Source organism: Cohnella sp. LGH (assembly GCF_017671885.1).
Taxonomy (GTDB): Bacteria; Bacillota; Bacilli; order Paenibacillales; family Paenibacillaceae; genus Cohnella; species Cohnella phaseoli.
Genome location: NZ_CP072117.1, coordinates 871,274 through 887,821 on the forward strand (window position 1 = coordinate 871,274; position 16,548 = coordinate 887,821).

At 50.3% G+C, this 16,548-nt stretch carries 16 protein-coding genes and 1 pseudogene; 11 read left to right on the plus strand and 6 right to left on the minus strand.

What is annotated here, in order from left to right:
- The first annotated feature begins 30 nt into the window (after positions 1-30).
- The 11 genes and pseudogenes from J4772_RS03450 to J4772_RS03500 form a co-directional block, all read left to right on the plus strand.
- The gene (locus J4772_RS03450) at positions 31-1,197 is read left to right on the plus strand and encodes a serine hydrolase domain-containing protein (RefSeq protein ID WP_209074159.1); all 1,167 of its coding nucleotides are present in this window, start codon (positions 31-33) and stop codon (positions 1,195-1,197) included.
- Positions 1,198-1,289: 92 nt separating this feature from the next.
- Entirely contained in the window at positions 1,290-1,919 is a 630-nt protein-coding gene (locus J4772_RS03455; protein WP_116062119.1) for a DUF2239 family protein, read from the plus strand.
- Positions 1,916-2,356: a DUF1330 domain-containing protein gene (locus tag J4772_RS03460; RefSeq protein ID WP_209074160.1), complete on the plus strand. Its 441-nt coding sequence runs from the start codon at positions 1,916-1,918 to the stop codon at positions 2,354-2,356. Before J4772_RS03455 ends, J4772_RS03460 begins: the two co-directional genes overlap by 4 nt.
- A gap of 18 nt (positions 2,357-2,374) precedes the next feature.
- On the plus strand, positions 2,375-3,265 hold the full coding sequence (locus J4772_RS03465) for an alpha/beta hydrolase (RefSeq protein WP_209074161.1): 891 nt from the start codon (positions 2,375-2,377) through the stop codon (positions 3,263-3,265).
- A 290-nt stretch (positions 3,266-3,555) separates the two neighbouring features.
- Positions 3,556-4,566 carry an ABC transporter substrate-binding protein gene (locus J4772_RS03470; RefSeq protein ID WP_209074162.1) on the plus strand — a complete coding sequence of 337 codons (1,011 nt, stop codon included), beginning with the start codon at positions 3,556-3,558 and terminating at the stop codon, positions 4,564-4,566.
- 146 nt (positions 4,567-4,712) lie between these two features.
- The gene (locus J4772_RS03475) at positions 4,713-6,302 is read left to right on the plus strand and encodes a helix-turn-helix domain-containing protein (RefSeq protein ID WP_209074163.1); all 1,590 of its coding nucleotides are present in this window, start codon (positions 4,713-4,715) and stop codon (positions 6,300-6,302) included.
- A gap of 161 nt (positions 6,303-6,463) precedes the next feature.
- Positions 6,464-7,501 carry an NAD(P)/FAD-dependent oxidoreductase gene (locus J4772_RS03480; RefSeq protein WP_209074164.1) on the plus strand — a complete coding sequence of 346 codons (1,038 nt, stop codon included), beginning with the start codon at positions 6,464-6,466 and terminating at the stop codon, positions 7,499-7,501.
- A 171-nt stretch (positions 7,502-7,672) separates the two neighbouring features.
- Positions 7,673-7,945 carry a hypothetical protein gene (locus J4772_RS03485; protein WP_209074165.1) on the plus strand — a complete coding sequence of 91 codons (273 nt, stop codon included), beginning with the start codon at positions 7,673-7,675 and terminating at the stop codon, positions 7,943-7,945.
- Positions 7,946-8,019: 74 nt separating this feature from the next.
- Positions 8,020-8,316 (plus strand): hypothetical protein, encoded by a 297-nt coding sequence (locus J4772_RS03490; RefSeq protein WP_209074166.1) that lies wholly within the window; start codon positions 8,020-8,022, stop codon positions 8,314-8,316.
- A 180-nt stretch (positions 8,317-8,496) separates the two neighbouring features.
- Complete coding sequence (locus J4772_RS03495) at positions 8,497-9,633, plus strand: MBL fold metallo-hydrolase (RefSeq protein WP_209076911.1); 1,137 nt, start codon at positions 8,497-8,499, stop codon at positions 9,631-9,633.
- An 89-nt stretch (positions 9,634-9,722) separates the two neighbouring features.
- A pseudogene (locus tag J4772_RS03500) lies at positions 9,723-10,001 on the plus strand (TSUP family transporter); the annotation flags it as partial.
- On the opposite strand, the gene J4772_RS03505 reads toward J4772_RS03500, so the two are convergent.
- From J4772_RS03505 to J4772_RS03530, 6 genes are all read right to left on the minus strand, one after another.
- The gene (locus J4772_RS03505) at positions 9,977-10,303 is read right to left on the minus strand and encodes a PHP domain-containing protein (protein ID WP_247741004.1); all 327 of its coding nucleotides are present in this window, start codon (positions 10,301-10,303) and stop codon (positions 9,977-9,979) included. The pseudogene J4772_RS03500 and the gene J4772_RS03505 sit on opposite strands and share 25 nt — an antisense overlap.
- Positions 10,304-10,344: 41 nt before the next feature.
- Entirely contained in the window at positions 10,345-11,250 is a 906-nt protein-coding gene (locus tag J4772_RS03510) for a carbohydrate ABC transporter permease (RefSeq protein ID WP_116061642.1), read from the minus strand.
- 81 nt (positions 11,251-11,331) lie between these two features.
- A complete protein-coding gene (locus J4772_RS03515) occupies positions 11,332-13,062 on the minus strand; it encodes an extracellular solute-binding protein (protein WP_246016563.1) in 1,731 nt (576 codons plus the stop codon).
- Between the two features lie 84 nt (positions 13,063-13,146).
- The gene (locus J4772_RS03520) at positions 13,147-14,094 is read right to left on the minus strand and encodes an ABC transporter permease (protein ID WP_116061641.1); all 948 of its coding nucleotides are present in this window, start codon (positions 14,092-14,094) and stop codon (positions 13,147-13,149) included.
- Positions 14,095-14,503: 409 nt separating this feature from the next.
- Positions 14,504-15,223, minus strand: coding sequence for a glycerophosphodiester phosphodiesterase (locus J4772_RS03525; RefSeq protein ID WP_209074167.1), 720 nt, complete (start codon positions 15,221-15,223; stop codon positions 14,504-14,506).
- 17 nt (positions 15,224-15,240) lie between these two features.
- On the minus strand, positions 15,241-16,536 hold the full coding sequence (locus J4772_RS03530) for a glycoside hydrolase family 125 protein (protein ID WP_247741005.1): 1,296 nt from the start codon (positions 16,534-16,536) through the stop codon (positions 15,241-15,243).
- Positions 16,537-16,548: the final 12 nt, after the last annotated feature.

Consider the following 16,548-nt stretch of genomic DNA (forward strand, 5'->3'; position numbering starts at 1 on the left):
CAGCAGGTGAGGATAGAGAGGATGAGAAGCGTGAGGAAAAATGATCTGGAATTGCTGCATAAAAGCGTCAATGAGGTAATTGACCGCACACTTGAGGAAAAAAGGATCGTGGGTACCGTCGTCCAAATTGCTTTAGGCGGAAACCTCGTTTACAGCAGACCTGCTGGTTGGGCCGACCGCGAGCAGAAACGGCCGATGCAGGAAAATGCATTGTTTAGATATGCTTCGGTCACCAAGCCGGTCGTGTCCACGGCAGCCTTAGTATTAATTTCGCAAGGGAGATTGCAGTTAAACGATCTGGTGGAAAAATGGTTGCCCGCCTTTCGTCCCAAGCTGCAAAACGGACAGTATGCCATCATGACCGTTCACCAGCTGATGACGCATACCGCAGGCTTAACCTACCGTTTCTTCCAGGAAAAAAAGGGAACTTATGAGCTTGCGGGGGTATCGGACGGCATGGATTTGGCGGGAATTACACTTGAAGAGAATTTGCAAAGACTCGCTTCTGTACCGCTTCTCTATGAGCCGGGGAAAATGTGGAGGTATTCCATAGCAACAGACGTGCTCGGAGCAGTCATTGAGAAGGTCACTGGAATGCCGCTTAGTGAAGCTGTACGGATGCTTGTCACTCATCCGCTTTCCATGATGGACACGGATTTCAAGCCCGTGGACATGGACAGATTGACCGCAGCTTACGCAGACAGCGCTGAAGAGCCCAGGCGCTTGCACGATTTTGATACCGTTCCTTTCATCGAGGGGACGGCAGGATTTCTTCTTTCACCCAACAGGTTTACCGATAAGACAGCTTATCCTTCCGGGGGAGCCGGCATGATTGGCAGTGCAGGAGACTTTCTTAAACTGCTGGAAGCTTTGCGGCAGGGAGGAAATCCGATTCTGCCGGAGGCTCTTGTCAGGGAAATGACAACCAATCAAATTGGTAGCCTTGAGATGCCCTATTGGCCGGGGAGGGGATTTGGACTTGGGTTCACGCTGCTTAAAGACCCGGCGGACGCTAATACACCGGAATCGCCGGGAACGTGGCGGATGGGCGGCACCTATGGTCACTCCTGGTTTGTCGATCCGAGTGAGGAGCTTAGTGTTGTAGCGTTCACCAACACGGCGCTTGAAGGTATGTCAGGCAGGTTTACAACGGAGCTGTGTGAATCTGTCTACAAGGGTATTCGAGGAGTTAAGTAGTGTTGCAGTAAATTATATTTTACCCGGGTAATATTGACTTTTATTTTTACCCGGGTATAATTAATGCAGGTATTCAGAGGAGGAGGTACAGCATGAAAAATGACCTGACGACCTTTTACTGCACGGCATTTTTGGGTGTGGGAGTCGTCGCCAGTGGTTCTTTACATCACGTTGTTTCTACAGTGAAGGATGCTCTGGATGACAAAGATCTCATGCAGTTGCTTATATTTGACGATTCCACGGGGAAACAAATAGATGTTGATTTTCGTGGGAAGACAGATGACGTGCTCAAACGATTAGGAGAACAGTTTGGTGACTTGCCCAGTAAGGATGTGAAACACCAACCTACACGGCGGGTCGGTCGACCCAATCTGGGGGTTGTATCCGGTGAGGTTACGTTATTGCCGCGGCAATGGGAATGGCTCAAGAGTCAACCTGGAGGGGCGTCGGTAACATTACGAAAACTCGTTGACGAAGCTCGCCGTGCTGGAGGAGAACAGAGCAAGATACGAGAGTCACAAGAAGCAACCTATTACTTTATGACGGCTATGGCCGGGAACTTCCATCAGTACGAAGAAGCTCTGCGGGAACTGTATGCTGGCGATTCGGATCGTTTCTACCACTTCATAGATGACTGGGCACCTGATATCAGAAACCACATCAAAAAATTAGCGGCTAATGCATTCCCTGAAGGGAAAGAACTACGAGAGGAGCAGTTATGACGGAGTTTGGATCTATTCGTTACATCGAACCATCGCAACGCGCCGGCATGAGGTTCATGCAGCGAGGCATTGAGGGCAGCATCGTCATGTTGAACCTGCTTCGTTTTCGTGACGTTGCCGATTACACAGCCAATCCTGAACTAACGCCGGAGGAACCAATCAGCGGTGCCGAAGCTTTCAACCGCTATATTGAGCACACCCTGCCATTTCTCCGTGAAAGCGGAGGCCAAATCATGTTTCTGGGCGATGGCGGAGAGTTTCTTATCGGACCCGAAGACGAAAGATGGGATCTTGTTATGCTGATCCGCCAGACCAGCGCGCAGTCGTTTCTTGCTTTTTCAAGTCATCAAGACTACCTGGCCGGTATCGGGCATCGGACTGCAGCGATCGAAGATTCACGCCTTCTGCCCATGGCAGAACTTACGATGCCGAATTAATTGGAGGAGAATACGATCATGAACATTCTGAAAGTTAACGGCATTGATTTGGCCTATGACAGTTTCGGTAACGAAAAGGACGAGGCTATTATCCTAATCGCCGGGCTTGGAACCCAGATGATCCGATGGACGGTTCCGTTTTGTCGGATATTAGCATCGCGAGGCTTTCGCGTGATCCGCTTTGACAATCGCGACGTAGGTTGCTCGACACACTTTAGCCAATACCGGGCGCTGGATTTTGACGCACTGGCGACTGCTCTCATGTCAGGACAGCGACCGGACATCCCTTATACTCTCGATGACATGTCCAATGACGCTATCGGACTGCTCGACGCCCTTTCAATTGATCAGGCACATTTCGTCGGCAGGTCGATGGGCGGAATGATCGCCCAGATTGCAGCCAGCGAGTACCCTGAACGAGTTTTGTCACTCACCTCCATTATGTCTAGTTCCGGGAACCCCAGTCTTCCACAAGCTTCCCCGGATGTCATGGCGATGATGACTAAACCGGCGCCGAACCCCTTTGAGGATGAAGCGAAATTTTTGGCGCACAGCCTCTCTTTTGCCAAACGCATTGCCGGCAATGGCTATCCATTTGAGGAAGACGCTTATCGAGCCCTCATTCTGGAGGAAGTCCAGCGAGCCTATGATCCAGGCAGTGTCGGTCGACAAATTGCTGCGATCGCTGTCTCCGGTGACCGTCGTCCGCGGTTAGCGACCCTAAAAGTGCCGGCACTTGTCATACATGGGACGGACGATCCCCTGTTCGTCCCGGAGTGCGGCGAGGATACGGCTTCTGCCATCCCGGGCGCCGAGCTAATGCTGGTTGACGGCATGGGACACGATCTGCCGCATCAACTGTACAAAGTAACCGCTGATGCCATAGAGCGAACGGCTCGTCGCAATTGAATCCTGAATTTACTGGTTGGCAAGCTTATTAACTTAACGTACATTTCGGTCGCAAGATAATACTTGCGGCTTTTTCTTATTTTAAAGACATTCTATGGGGGGATGTGAACCGATTGCCGGGTGGGACCAAGAAAGTGACGAGTTTGTATAAAGACGTTCGTAGAGAATGTGTATTGAGCATGCAATGCAATTTGGGTACAATCTACTAAAGCGGAATGATAATGATTATCATTATAAATAAGCGAATTGTTTTGCTACAAAACCTAAAACTTGTGGGAGTGAATTTATTTATGGCAAGATCGGGAGTTATGAAAACAGGATGGATATCGCTTATAACGGCAGCAATGATTACGGTGACGGGTTGCGGCTCGACAGGCGATCAAGCTGTGGCCACGGCGACTGCCGACGGGCCTGCACAGGCAACGGCAACGACAGCGCCAAGCCAAGCTCCGTCTCAGAAGAAAACGCGCATCGTGACCGATGGTTTCGGAGAGGTAGAGATTCCGGCAAATCCGAAGCGAATCTCGGCTCTTTATCGCGAAGATTATTTGGTTGCGCTTGGGGTAACGCCTATTGTGCAATATTATAACCCGATGTGGGGCAAGCAGGATTATTTGAAGCTGGAAGTGCCGTTGTTTGACGTAACCGGCAGTATCGAAGCTTTGCTTGTGTCCGAGCCGGACTTGATCATCGGCGCCGGAGAGGTCGATGCAGAAAAATACGAGATCTATTCCAAGGTTGCGCCGACGTTCCGTTTGCCGGACGACGTACTTGCGGATTCACGCAAAACATTGACTTTAATCGCCGATTTGCTTGGTCTCAGCGACAAGGCGGAGCAGGTTCTTGCCGATTACGAAGCCCGTATTGGCGATATGAAGGCGAAGCTGAACGCGGCGATCGGCGATGAGAAGCTTGTTGTTCTGCGGATGAACGTCGTAGACAAATCGGTTAATATTTTCGGCATTCATAACACGTTTGTCGGACAAATCTTGTATGAGGATCTTGGGCTGAAGGCGCCGGGGTTCGCCGAGGCGATGACGGAGGGCAATATCGTCTTGTCGAAGGAGGTCATTCCGGAGCTTGACGCGGACCATATTATTTTGCTTCCGTCCAACGGGACGTGGGAGGAAGAGAGCAACGCGAAAGCGCTTGAGGAAATGAAGGCGGATCCGTTATGGAAGACCGTTCCTGCATTTAAGAACGGCCATGTATATCCCGTAGAGAGATCGTATTGGCAGACGGGAGCCATTACGGCCAATGGCTTGAAGATGGATGATTTACTTCGATTGCTGGTTTCTTAGCAGGAAATAGAATAAGTTCATTGGCGGGACTAATCGCCATAATTGGGAAAGAGCCGCTTATCAACGCAGGTTGATGGGCGGCTTGTGTTGATTTATACTGTATTCATTGAGAATGAATATCAATTAGAGGGCGGTTGATAGGAACGATGGATATTGAACAGCGCAAACAAGCGGGGACTGCTCCTGTAGTCCAATATGCGCTGCGATCGATCCGCTTAATCGTTGCGGGCGAGCAAGCGGAAATGAGTGAATTGGACGGTAGCGATGGGAACGATAAGGAAAGCTTTGAACTGCTCGTTATCATGAGCGGGACGGGACAAGGAAAATGTTATTTGCAGAGGTCTGGAAGATCTTTATGTGTTGATCAAGAGGTTATGAGCGGCAGTTATTATCGAGTACGCTTCGTAGCTAGCGGTTATGATGCAGTCTCAAGCTTGCTGCCGGATAAGCAAGAGCTTACCTGCGTACCCTTCGCGAAGACGATGGAGCTGCTTGATGAGTTATATGGACTCCGCGAGGCGAGCGGCGAGCTCGAGCTGTTCCAACGATTTGTGAGATTTCAAGAGCTGCTGCTCTTTCTATTCCGCCAAAATGCACCGGCAGCGGAGGATAAGGGAACGGATATCGAGCGGGATGGGGTAGAGCTTAGCATACGGCATATTCATCAGTATTACCGTGAGCTTCTGACCTTGGAGGAGCTGGCCTCCCTCGCAGGCATTGATCGCTGGAAGTATACCCGTCTGTTCAAAGAGGCTACGGGTCAAGTACCGCTCCAGTACTTGAATGAAGTACGGATTAATCAAGCCAAGAAGTGGCTGGCAAGCGCCGATGACAAGCTGCTCGATATTGCGCTGAATGCAGGCTTCAATAATGAGTATTATTTCAATCGTCGTTTCAAGCAGACGGTAGGCATCTCGCCCGGACAATACCGTCGCAGCCGCAAGGGACAGCTTAGAGTAGTTGCGCCGTATTTGGAGGATTTCATAGTCGCGCTGGATATGCAGCCTATCGTCCAGTATTGGCATGCGAAATGGGGAAAACAAGACTATCTAGGCTTAAACCATATTCCGACGTTCGACGAGAACGGCGGCAATTTTGACGCGCTTTCCGGATATAAGCCGGATTTGATATTACTTGCGGATCGTTACGAGCAACAGCAATATTCTCAGTGCCGACGGATATCCAACACATGCATCCTGCGTGAACAGACCCATAATTGGCGTACGCTGCTGCGTACTGTCGCCGATTATTTCGGTCGGACGGAGTTGGCAGACGAGGCTATCGCAAAGTATGCTTTCAAAGCACGGAGCGCGAGTCATAAGCTGAGTCGGGTCATGAAAGGTGAAACGGTCGCTTTCTTGCGTATCTCTGCGGACCACATCTTCCAATATACGGAAGAAGGGCAAGGCTTTGTTTCGGCTGTTCTTTACGACGACGTTGGTTTGCGCTCCCACCCCGCAGTAGGCGTAGCTTCAAAAGCGAATAGACCGGGCATGTTCAATCTCTCTGTAGAGGACCTGCGTGCGTTAACCGCTGATCATCTGTTCATTACTTTCGATAAGTGGCATAGCCAGGCAGAAGGAAAGGAGAGGGAACTGCTGGAGCAGCCAGAGTGGCGCGATCTGCCCGCTGTACGAAACAACCGCGTTTACGAGGTTGATTTTCTAACCTGGATGAATAACGGAGTTATTTCCAACGGCAAAAAAATCGATGATATCTTGCGATTGTTAGCTTGATTTGGTTTTGCTTGCGATTAAAAGGTCTGCATCCTCCATTTTGTATAAAAATAACCGTCGATTTTGTCCATTGTTATCGTCACGTCGCCGAAGCTACAATTATATTGATAATGATTATCATAGCATGGCCGTCACATGAGTCGGCTGGAGGAGAACATCAATTGACTGAGCAGCTTGAATTATACGATGTGACGATTATCGGCGGTGGTCCTGCGGGAATGTATACTGCTTTTTATAGTGGAATGCGCGATTTAAAGACGAAGCTAATAGAGGCCAAAGACGAGCTGGGCGGGCGGATGCTTATTTATCCCGAGAAAATGATTTGGGATGTTGGAGGGGTTGCGCCGATCTTATGCGAGAAGTTAATCATCCAATTGTCGGAGCAGGCGAAGACGTTCGACCCGACAATTGTATTCGGCCAGCACATTATCGGATTGGAGAAACAAGCGGATTCGACGTACATTCTGGAGGCGGCAACGGGGGAGAAGCACTGGACACGCACGGTCATTCTGGCTATCGGCCGCGGCATTCTGCGAATGGCGAAGCTGGAGCTGGAAGGGGCTGAGCGCTATGAGGTGTCCAATCTGCACTATACGGTGCAGGAGCTGGAGCCTTTTAGGGGAAAACGAGTACTTATTTCGGGCGGTGGAAACTCCGCTGTCGATTGGGCGAACGAGCTGGTTCCCATCGCTGCTCAGGTCACAATCGTGCATAGGCGCGACCGCTTCGGCGGACATGAGAAAAACATAGTTCGAATGAAGGAGTCTTCTGCCGATGTGCTTACGCCATATGAAGTCACACAGTTGTACAGCGGCAATGGAAAGACGATTGAACGGGTGACGATTACCCATATCGAATCAGGGGACTCGCGCGAGTTAGAAATAGACGAGGTTATCGTCAACCACGGTCTGAAGTCCGATTTTACAGGCATCAAGGATTGGGGGCTGGATATGGACGACTGGAACATCTTCGTCAGCCCGAAACTTGAGACGAACTTGCCGGGCATCTTCGGGGCCGGCGACTTCGCTAATTACGAAAGCAAGCTCAACCTCATTGCGGGGGCGTTCACGGATGCGGCCTTAGCGCTTAACAGCGCCAAACGGTACATGGATCCCGAGGCGCCGAGAATGGCTTATGTATCGTCGCATAACGAGAGGTTTAAAGAACGGAACAAAGCGCTTGGCATATCCGATGAATAGTAGGGTCTGCTAGCATTAGGGCCGACGATAAATCTATTCTACATTCATAGGGGATAATCAACTAGTTGAGGAGCTTGCCATGTCAAAGCTCCTTTTTGGTTTGTTGAAGTAACTAGCAGTTTAGTGTAATGATAAGATGATGATAAAAGAATATTTGAATGGGGTATTGAAATGAGAATGTATGCTCTTCTTACAGAACCGATCGGGAAGATAAGAAAGGTAATGATTTATGAATCTAAGAATGGGGTTTATGTATTTTTATTTGATTCCTATGAAGATAAAGGTTGCTATGCGGATCATTGGTTTGTAGAAATAGAAGATGCAATGGACTATTGCATGGAGGAGCTCAACATAAATGAGAGTCAGTGGGTTTGTATAAACGACCCACAAGATGGAGAGCAACACGATATTATTGGCACAATAAGGATTAACAACCTTAATTGATAGATCGCATCAGACCGAAACGTTTAACCAGTCGGGCACGCAATTACAAATTACTTGCTAAAGGAGCTAACGAGATGACGAAACAAATTCCAAGCGCGAAATATCCCGGTCTAGAGTACACATCCGGGGACGATATTTGGTTAGATAACCTTAAGCCTGATAGTAAGATCCCGTTTTATTTTCATGTGTCGGAAAAGCTTACGCAAAATGAGGCCGCTGTCGCCCGTGCTGCCCATGCGCTTGATCGCATGGATGAGGAAAGCTTAAAAGAAATGCTCGGGACGGAGCAACCTAAAACATTAAGCGAGCCGGAGCTGGTTGACCTGCTTATGTTGAAGAGCTTGGGAAGTGGCTTGGGCGAAGGATGTTGAGCAACATGAGCAGTCATGACAGTTGACAACATAAAGTGAACGGTGTATCATACATTTATACCCCATGGGGTATAAAATTTTACTCAAAAATATACCCCACTGGGTATGTGGGGAGAGGGGAAACCGCTTAAGAAAAAACTAAAAAAATTAATTGCGGGAGGAACAATTACGATGGCAGCAATGACAATAAAAGCAATGACTCCACAACAGCTGACAAAGAAAATACTGGCGAACGAGGAGCTTTTTATCTTAGATGTTCGCAACACGTCGGAGTTCGACAACTGGAAAATCGAGGGCGGGAAAACGGAGATCTTGAATCTTCCATACTTCGATTTGTTGGACGGTATAGACGAATCGTTGGATAAGATCCCGAACGGCAAAGATATCCTTGTTGTGTGTTCTAAAGAAGGTTCTTCGATCTTCGTAGCGGATCAGCTCGTCGAAGCGGGAAGAACGAATGTTCAGTACTTGGAAGGTGGGATGAAAGCTTGGAGTGAGTACTTGGAGCCCGTCAAGGTCGGCGATTTGAAGGGGGGAGGAGAGTTGTACCAATTTGTTCGGATCGGTAAAGGCTGCTTGTCATATATGGTATTGTCGGGCGGCGAGGCCGCCACGATCGACACGCTGCGTATGATTGACGTGTTTGAGCAATTTGCGAGAGACAAAGGCGCGAAGATCAAGCACACGTTCGATACGCACCTGCATGCCGACCATATTTCAGGAGGCAGAATGTTAGCGGAGAAAACGGGTGCAGCATACTGGCTCCCTCCGAAGGATGCTACGGAAGTCGTATTCGATTACGAACCCTTAGAGGAAGGGAAAGAGATTTCGGTCGGTCAAGCGAAAATACGTGTTCAACCGATCTACTCTCCGGGGCACACGATCGGAAGCACATCCTTTATCATCGACGAACAGTACTTGCTTAGCGGAGACATCCTGTTCGTCGAGTCCATCGGTCGACCCGACTTGGCCGGCAAGGCAGAGGACTGGACAGCGGATCTTAGAAATACGTTGTACGAGACGTATAAAAATCTATCGGATGATTTAGTGGTTCTTCCGGCGCACTTTGGCAAAGTAACCGAGTTGGGTGAAGGAGGGAAGGTTGCTGGTCGGCTTGGCGACTTATTCAAGAGCAATCCGGGCCTTAACATCCAGAGCGACAACGAATTTAGAAGCGTTGTGACGGAAAACCTACCGCCGCAGCCGAACGCCTATCAAGAAATTCGTCAAACCAATATGGGCAGAATGACACCGAACGAAGAAGAACAGCGGGAGATGGAGATGGGACCGAACCGTTGCGCGGTTCACGATAAGTAACAGTAAATTTTTTTTGCCCTCAATAATACCCTGTTGGGTATATGGAAGGTCTTGCAAATCCAAAATAGACAACTGAAAGGATTCCCGTAATGAACCTGGATATCATGTGGATTCTTGTTTTGTTTGCTATTGGTTTCGTCGGGTCCTTCATTTCGGGTATGGTCGGGATCGGCGGGTCGATCATTAAATATCCGATGCTGCTTTATATCCCGCCAGCCTTGGGATTCTTGGCTTTCACGGCGCAGGAAGTCGCTGCCGTAAGCGCGATTCAGGTGTTCTTCGCGACACTCGCCGGGATGTTCGCATATCGTAAAGGCGGTTTCATTAATATTAAGCTTGTCCTCTATATGGGGATTCCAATCGTGATCGCACTGCGATTTTCAATCGTAAACTCGTTGCTGTAGTCTTCCATGATCTTGTGGGGCGGCTGTACGAGAAGCATGTGCGTTTGGCGGCTGCTGACCTCGATCGCTTCGAATACGGTCGGAATTTCCCGTTTGCCCTCGTGCTTCGTAATTTTGTCGTGATCGGAAATGCCGAGAAAATCATACCCGCCATACATTTTATATACCGTTTCTAGCGGAAACCAGCCGTCGCTGTTCGTCGTGTGGTTGTGGAAGCTGCCCTTCAGCCATGTCCCTTGGTTCGTATAAGGGTTTGCTATTTTCATCGCGAATTCCCCCCGCTCTCTGTTCCGAGTTCAAATACCGGTTATTCCTTCATGGAGCCGATCATAATACCTTTGGCAAAATATCGTTGAACAAAAGGATAAATCATAATGATTGGCGTTACAACGACAATAATCATCGCCATCTTCAGAGAGTTGCCCGTCACCTGGATGCGGTCGATCAGATGATAGGAGCCTGCCGCCTGTTCCAGCGTTTCGCGCATGGCTTCCGCGCTCATGAGCATTTCCTGCATCAGCGTCGTCAGCGGACGAAGATTGGCCGATCTCACGTAGAACGCTCCCGTAAACCAGTCGTTCCAGTGGCCAACCGCGTTAAACAACGCAATAACGGCGAGAACCGGTCGGCTCAAAGGCAGGATGATGCGAGTGAAAATCGTGAAATCGTTGTATCCGTCAATCCGAGCCGACTCCTCCAGGCTCACGTGAATCTGCTGGAAAAAGGTACGGAAAATGATCAGGTTCCAGGCGCTGTACAGACCCGGGATAACGTACACCCAGATGTTGTTGGTCAAGTAGAGAGATTTCAGCAACATGTAATACGGGATAATGCCGCCGCCGAACAGCATGGTGAAAAACACAAGCATCGTCAGAAATTTTCCGCCGGGAATCGTCTTGCTCTTCAGCGCATACGCCGCCATCGCCGTCAGAAATACGCTTGCGACCGTACCGACAACGGTACGGAAAATCGAGATGCCAAATGCGGTGGCGATGTTAGACGACTCGAACACCTTCTCGAAGTTTTCCAGCGACCAAATGCGCGGCCAGAAGTAAATGCCGCCTCTTTCCGCATCCCTGCCCGGATTAAATGCCAGAGCCGTAATGTTCAAGAAAGGAAGAATGATCGACAAGCACAGCGCAACAATCAGGGCGTAGTTGATAAATTTGAACAGTTTCTCGCTTGTACTTGTCTTATAAAATTCGTTACCCACGTACTCCCCTCCTCTGGAAAGGCAGGCGGTTTTATCCGACCGGATAAAACCGCCCTGCTTGATAACTTGCGTTATTCTGAATTAGAATGCGCGATACGAAATCTTAGTGTGCGGATCTGCGTGCTTCTGATCAAGCAGTTTCAGATAGTCGTCCAGTCCGGCAGCCTGCATTTGCTTCAGAGCGCTGTCGATAACTGCTTTTCCTGCTTCCGGAGTTTTGCTGTAGTAAGCTTTAACCAGGCTGTCTTTGTAGTTGTCGAACGCCGCTTTCAGCTCGTTGCCTCTGGCGAATTCGCCCAGGAACGCGTTTGGAGAATAAGCGTCGAAGACGTTGGCGTTCGCGCGCTTCGCGTCCCAGTCCCAATACTTCGCGATTTCCAGCGCGCCTTGGCTCGTCGAGTCCTGCAGCTTATCGCCATACTCCATTTCTCCGAAGTCGGCCATCCAGTCGATGTCGGTGCTGCCGAGCAATTCGCCCCAGTAGTTCTTAACGCCGCCGAAGCCAAGCGCTTTGGCTGCATTCGAGTCATTCGTGCGTAGATCCATAACTTCTTGCTTCACGAGAGGGTTGCCGTCAGCGCCTAACGTATAGTCGCGGCCTTCCAGACCGTATTTCCACAGAAGCTTGCCTTCGCGCGTAGCCAAATAATCCGCGAACTTCATAATGTCTTCCGGATTTTTCGTCGTCGACGGAATCGCCCACGCCGAGTAGCCCGATTTGAATGCGACCTGCATTTGATACTCGCCGTCAATGCCGTTCAAAGGACCCAGCGGCAGATAGTGCATATCTTGGTTGAAATCTTGATAGTTGTGCATGTTGGCGATAATTCCCCATGTGCCGTTAAGCGCGCCTTCCGTCGATTGCGATTCGTCCAGCGTGAAGAATTCCGGGTGAATCAGCTTTTCCGAGAGCAGCTTTTGCACATATTCGACTTTCTTCATCACAAGCGGGTTTTGCGCCTCGTGCTGCATCTTGCCGGATTCGTCCGGACGGATCCATTGATTCTCTTCGCCCCACTCCAGATCGCCGAACAGCTTGCCGATTTCCTGTCCGCCCCAGTAGTTCGGGCCGATCGGAACTACGTCTTTGCCGTTGCTGTCTTTGAAGCCGCCTTGTTTGATCTTCTTCGCCAGCTCGTAAAGCTGATCCGTCGTCTTGATCGTGCGTGGATCAACGCCCAGCGCGTCCGCGATGTCTTTGCGAATGTATGGTCCTCCGGCATATTTGCGGGAGTCGTAACCGCCCTCGCGGTTGACGTTCATGTGAATGAAATAAGTAGAGCCGTTGAATTCCGGACGGAACATAACGCCGTATTTCGTATCGTTAGGCAGAAAATCTTCCTGCAAATATTTGCTGTATACTTTCGTATCTTTCATGAGCGGAGTCAGGTCGGTGAATACGCCTTCACGCGCCGCCTTCAGCACGACCGGCATTTCCGGGCGTCCGCTGTTGTTCAAGTAGAACGCGATGAAATCCGGCAAGTCGTTGGCTGCGATGCCCGCAATGAGTCCGTCGATCGATTTGCTGGCTTTCATGATCTCGATCTCGAAGTCGATACCTGTTCTTTTCTTGATTTCGGCTTTGATCTCCGGGTTCATATCTTCCGTGTAATCGTCGGTGCCCATGAATACGAGCCCTTTGATTTTACGATCGGCGATCCAGGTTGCCGGTTTGTCTGCCGGAGCGACCGAAGCGTCGCCGCTCGGACTGCTGCTTGCATTGCTTCCGCCGTTATTGCTGTTGGAACAGCCCGTGATCAGCATCGTCGCTGCCAGCGGAAGCGCCAAAAACTTCGCCCATTTCTTGTTCACGCGTATTTCCCCTTTTCGCTAATTTGTTTTATGAAATACGTCTAAAGACGTTTTCCACCACTGAGAACTTGTCGAATGGAATCGTTACCACAAAGCGGTATCGGATACCTTGCGAGAAATTTTGTTCGCTAGTACGACCAGAATCAATCCGATTACCCCTTGCATCATGCCGACTGCCGTTGCGTAGCCATATTGCCCGCCCTGCAAGCCTATTTGAATAATGTAGGTATCAAGTATATCCGCTAGATGCATATTCCCCGGCGTTCGCAGCAGGTAAAGCTGATCGAAACCGGCGGACAAAATGTTACCCAGCGACAAAATGAACAGGATGACAATGGTCGGCGTAATCGACGGAATCGTAATGCTCCACACTTCCCGCAGTTTGCCGGCGCCGTCAATCTTGGCCGCCTCGTACATGTCGGGATTTACTCCGGCGATGGCTGCCATGTAGATGATCGAGTCCCAACCGATCGACTTCCACAGATGACTTCCGAACATGATCTGGTAAAAGTAGTCCGGTTCCATCATGAAAAAGGTGCTTCCGTCTCCGCCCATTCCGGAGATAAACTGGTTAAGCAAACCTGTGTCGGGAGCGAGAATGCGTTGGACCAAACCAACGACGACGACCCAGGAAATAAAGTGCGGCAAGTAAAGAATGCTTTGAGAAATATTTTTGAACCATTTGTTCCGAATCTCGTTAAACATCAAGGCGAGAATGATCGGGAACGGCAGGTACAGAAACAGCTTCATTCCGCTAATAATCAGCGTGTTCTTGATTAACATTCCGCTTTGATAAGAATTAAAGAAGGTCTGGAAGTAATCGAAGCCGACCCATGGACTTCCTAAAATCCCTTTGTTGAACTTGTAATCCTTAAAGGCAAGGAGCAGCCCGCCCATCGGAATGTAGTTGAAAATGATAAAGAAAACGATACAAGGCAACACCATCATGTATAGGTACCGGTGCTTCAGTATTTCCTTCCAGAGCCTCCGTTTTGGAGCCTGCAGCGCCGGCGCGGCGTTCGTTTGCTTCATTGGCGGGAATCACCTTCTTTTCGAAATTTCGTCTGGTATCGATTCCATAATGAGTTTCAAAAACTTTATTAGCTCCCCGTTCGATCCTCCCCCTTTACAGAATTACCGGTTGTTGAACGTCCTGCAAAAGCTTTTCTCCCCTGAAAATGGAACTACTGTCAAAGAGATCGTAGCTGATTTGGAGACTCCGTACAACCCCATTTGGTTAACCGAATGTAAAAACTGTGTAAAAGCGGCGAAAAACTAATTCTCTGGAAATTCAAACCGGAAGCTTTCGCCTGTCTGAGCCTCGTACTCCTCTTTTCTGAAATCGTTACCAGTCGCTTGTTAAAAAATTGCGCTTTGTTTTAGAAAGCGCTTTCCATGAGTGAATTATATCAAATAATTCTCCTCTTGGCTACAGGTATTTTTAATTTTTTGCGCCATTCGCAAGCTCCAGCAGCAGCCTCGGCGCTCTCGTCGTTATGGCGTCTACGCCCATGCCGAGAAACCACTCCATGAGCGGACGTTCGTTAATCGTATAGACCCATACCTTCAGTCCTGCGGCATGCGCATATTTCACGATCGGGGGCAGACAGGTAAAGCCGTTCATGTTCAGGCCGGCGTATCCGCCGCGCCGCGCTTCCGCGCAAACCGCTTCCGCAAAGTCCCCGTAGCGTTCCATCTGCTCCATCGTCAGCCAATCGGGCGTATTCTGCATCACTTGAATGTCGGGATACAGCTCTGTTATGCGATCCGAGCACCCCGTAATAAACGTGCGTTTTTGAGCCTCGAATTCCCGAATCAGTCTGACGGTCGGCTCGATGCTGTCGGCCGATTTCAGATCCAGATTCAGCTTTGTTCCTTGAGGATCGGAGGCTCGCAGTACCTGCTCCAGGGTCGCAATTTCATGCTCTGCATAAATCGGGTCGAGCAGGCCCCGAACGCTCGAATCGTTCAACTGTTCGTAGGCGTGCGTGCGCAAATAGGGCGAATCGTCATGAAGCAGGATGGCGCGTCCCCCGCGGGTAACGCGCACGTCCACTTCGACGATGTCGGCGCCCAGCTCCATTCCTTCAAAGAAAGAAGCCATCGTATTGTCGGGATGAATCCCGCAGCCCGTATGGGCGGCAACCATCGTTCGGCGCATAGCCTATCTTCCTTTCGTCAATCGAATGCTCCTTGGCGCATCAAGCCGTGCACGAACTCCGCGAACAGGCTGTTCGACCAAGCAAACCACGGCCGAGTGTAGAGCTGAGGATCGTCGGCGTGAAAGCCTTCATGCATAAAGCCGGTGTCTGCATCCGTCGCCAGCAACGTATCGAGCAGCCGCACAGCCTCCTGCGGGTTGCGGGAAGTCAGTCCCTGCATAGAAAGGGCGATGTGCCAAATATAGCGATGCGGCGTATGCGGACTTCCGATGCCGCTCGCAGCCGTACCTTCATAATAATACGGATTGTCCTCGCTGAGAATAAAACGTCTCGTATTGCGATACACCGGGTCGTCCGCTGAACGATATCCGAGATACGGAATCGACAGCAAGCTAGGTACGTTGGCGTCGTCCATCAAATGATGGTTGCCGTATCCGTCCGTTTCGTAGGCGTAGATTTTCCCGTATTTCGGGTGAAAGAGCGTGCCGTAAGCTTCGATGCCGAACTCGATCTCCTCTTTCAGCCGCTCCGCCTTGCGGCGCAGCCTTTCGTCCCTGTACACCTGGTCCGCAATTTCGGCCATGTATCCGAGAACGACGGCAGCGAACATATTGGAGGGAACCAAGTACCCGAACGTGCAAGCGTCGTCGCTCGGCCTAAAGCCCGACCAGGTCATGCCGGTGTAATTTACCGGCATGCCTTTGCCACCGTTGCGAAGCGTATCGGTCGGCGGGCAATCGAATCGCTGAAACCGATAGGAAGATTGCGCGTCGTGATACTGTTCCGTCTCCCATAGCTGCAAAATGCGGCGGAGAGCGGAACGGTACTGCTCGTCGAACATCGCGGTCCGCCCCGTCGCCTTCCAGTACAAATAGCTGAGCTGCACCGGATAACAGAGCGAATCGATCTCGTATTTGCGCTCCCACACCCACGGATTAAGATCGGTGAGGTCTTCGTCGTAGCGCTCGTCGTTCGGGCTTTCGTTAAACGCATTGGCGTACGGATCGATGCCGACATACATCATCTGCCGACGCACGACTCCTTCGATCATAGCGCCAAGCTCGGCATCCTCCGCAGCCAACGGAATGTAATGCCTTACCTGGGCGCTGGAATCGCGCAGCCACATCGCGGGAATATCGCCGGTAATGACGAATGTCGAGCCGTCCCCCATCCGTTTGGTCGTCGTCTCCAGCGTGCTGGCGAAGCAGCGCTTGAACATACCCAGCAGCTTCGGACGGACGGCAAGCTTCTTGTCCGCTTCCGCGAACAGTCTCTGCACCGCCTCCGGATAACGGCTGTAATCGTCGTTCATGCTTCGTTCCTC

Excerpts from the sequence above, each read along its gene's own strand:
- J4772_RS03495 (WP_209076911.1), top strand. The coding sequence starts at position 8,497 with ATGACAATAAAAGCAATGACTCCACAACAGCTGACAAAGAAAATACTG.
- J4772_RS03490 (WP_209074166.1), top strand. The coding sequence starts at position 8,020 with ATGACGAAACAAATTCCAAGCGCGAAATATCCCGGTCTAGAGTACACA.
- J4772_RS03530 (WP_247741005.1), bottom strand. The coding sequence starts at position 16,536 with ATGAACGACGATTACAGCCGTTATCCGGAGGCGGTGCAGAGACTGTTC.
- J4772_RS03470 (WP_209074162.1), top strand. The coding sequence starts at position 3,556 with ATGGCAAGATCGGGAGTTATGAAAACAGGATGGATATCGCTTATAACG.
- J4772_RS03455 (WP_116062119.1), top strand. The coding sequence starts at position 1,290 with ATGAAAAATGACCTGACGACCTTTTACTGCACGGCATTTTTGGGTGTG.
- J4772_RS03465 (WP_209074161.1), top strand. The coding sequence starts at position 2,375 with ATGAACATTCTGAAAGTTAACGGCATTGATTTGGCCTATGACAGTTTC.
- J4772_RS03525 (WP_209074167.1), bottom strand. The coding sequence starts at position 15,223 with ATGCGCCGAACGATGGTTGCCGCCCATACGGGCTGCGGGATTCATCCC.
- J4772_RS03475 (WP_209074163.1), top strand. The coding sequence starts at position 4,713 with ATGGATATTGAACAGCGCAAACAAGCGGGGACTGCTCCTGTAGTCCAA.
- J4772_RS03460 (WP_209074160.1), top strand. The coding sequence starts at position 1,916 with ATGACGGAGTTTGGATCTATTCGTTACATCGAACCATCGCAACGCGCC.
- J4772_RS03505 (WP_247741004.1), bottom strand. The coding sequence starts at position 10,303 with ATGAAAATAGCAAACCCTTATACGAACCAAGGGACATGGCTGAAGGGC.
- J4772_RS03520 (WP_116061641.1), bottom strand. The coding sequence starts at position 14,094 with ATGAAGCAAACGAACGCCGCGCCGGCGCTGCAGGCTCCAAAACGGAGG.
- J4772_RS03485 (WP_209074165.1), top strand. The coding sequence starts at position 7,673 with ATGAGAATGTATGCTCTTCTTACAGAACCGATCGGGAAGATAAGAAAG.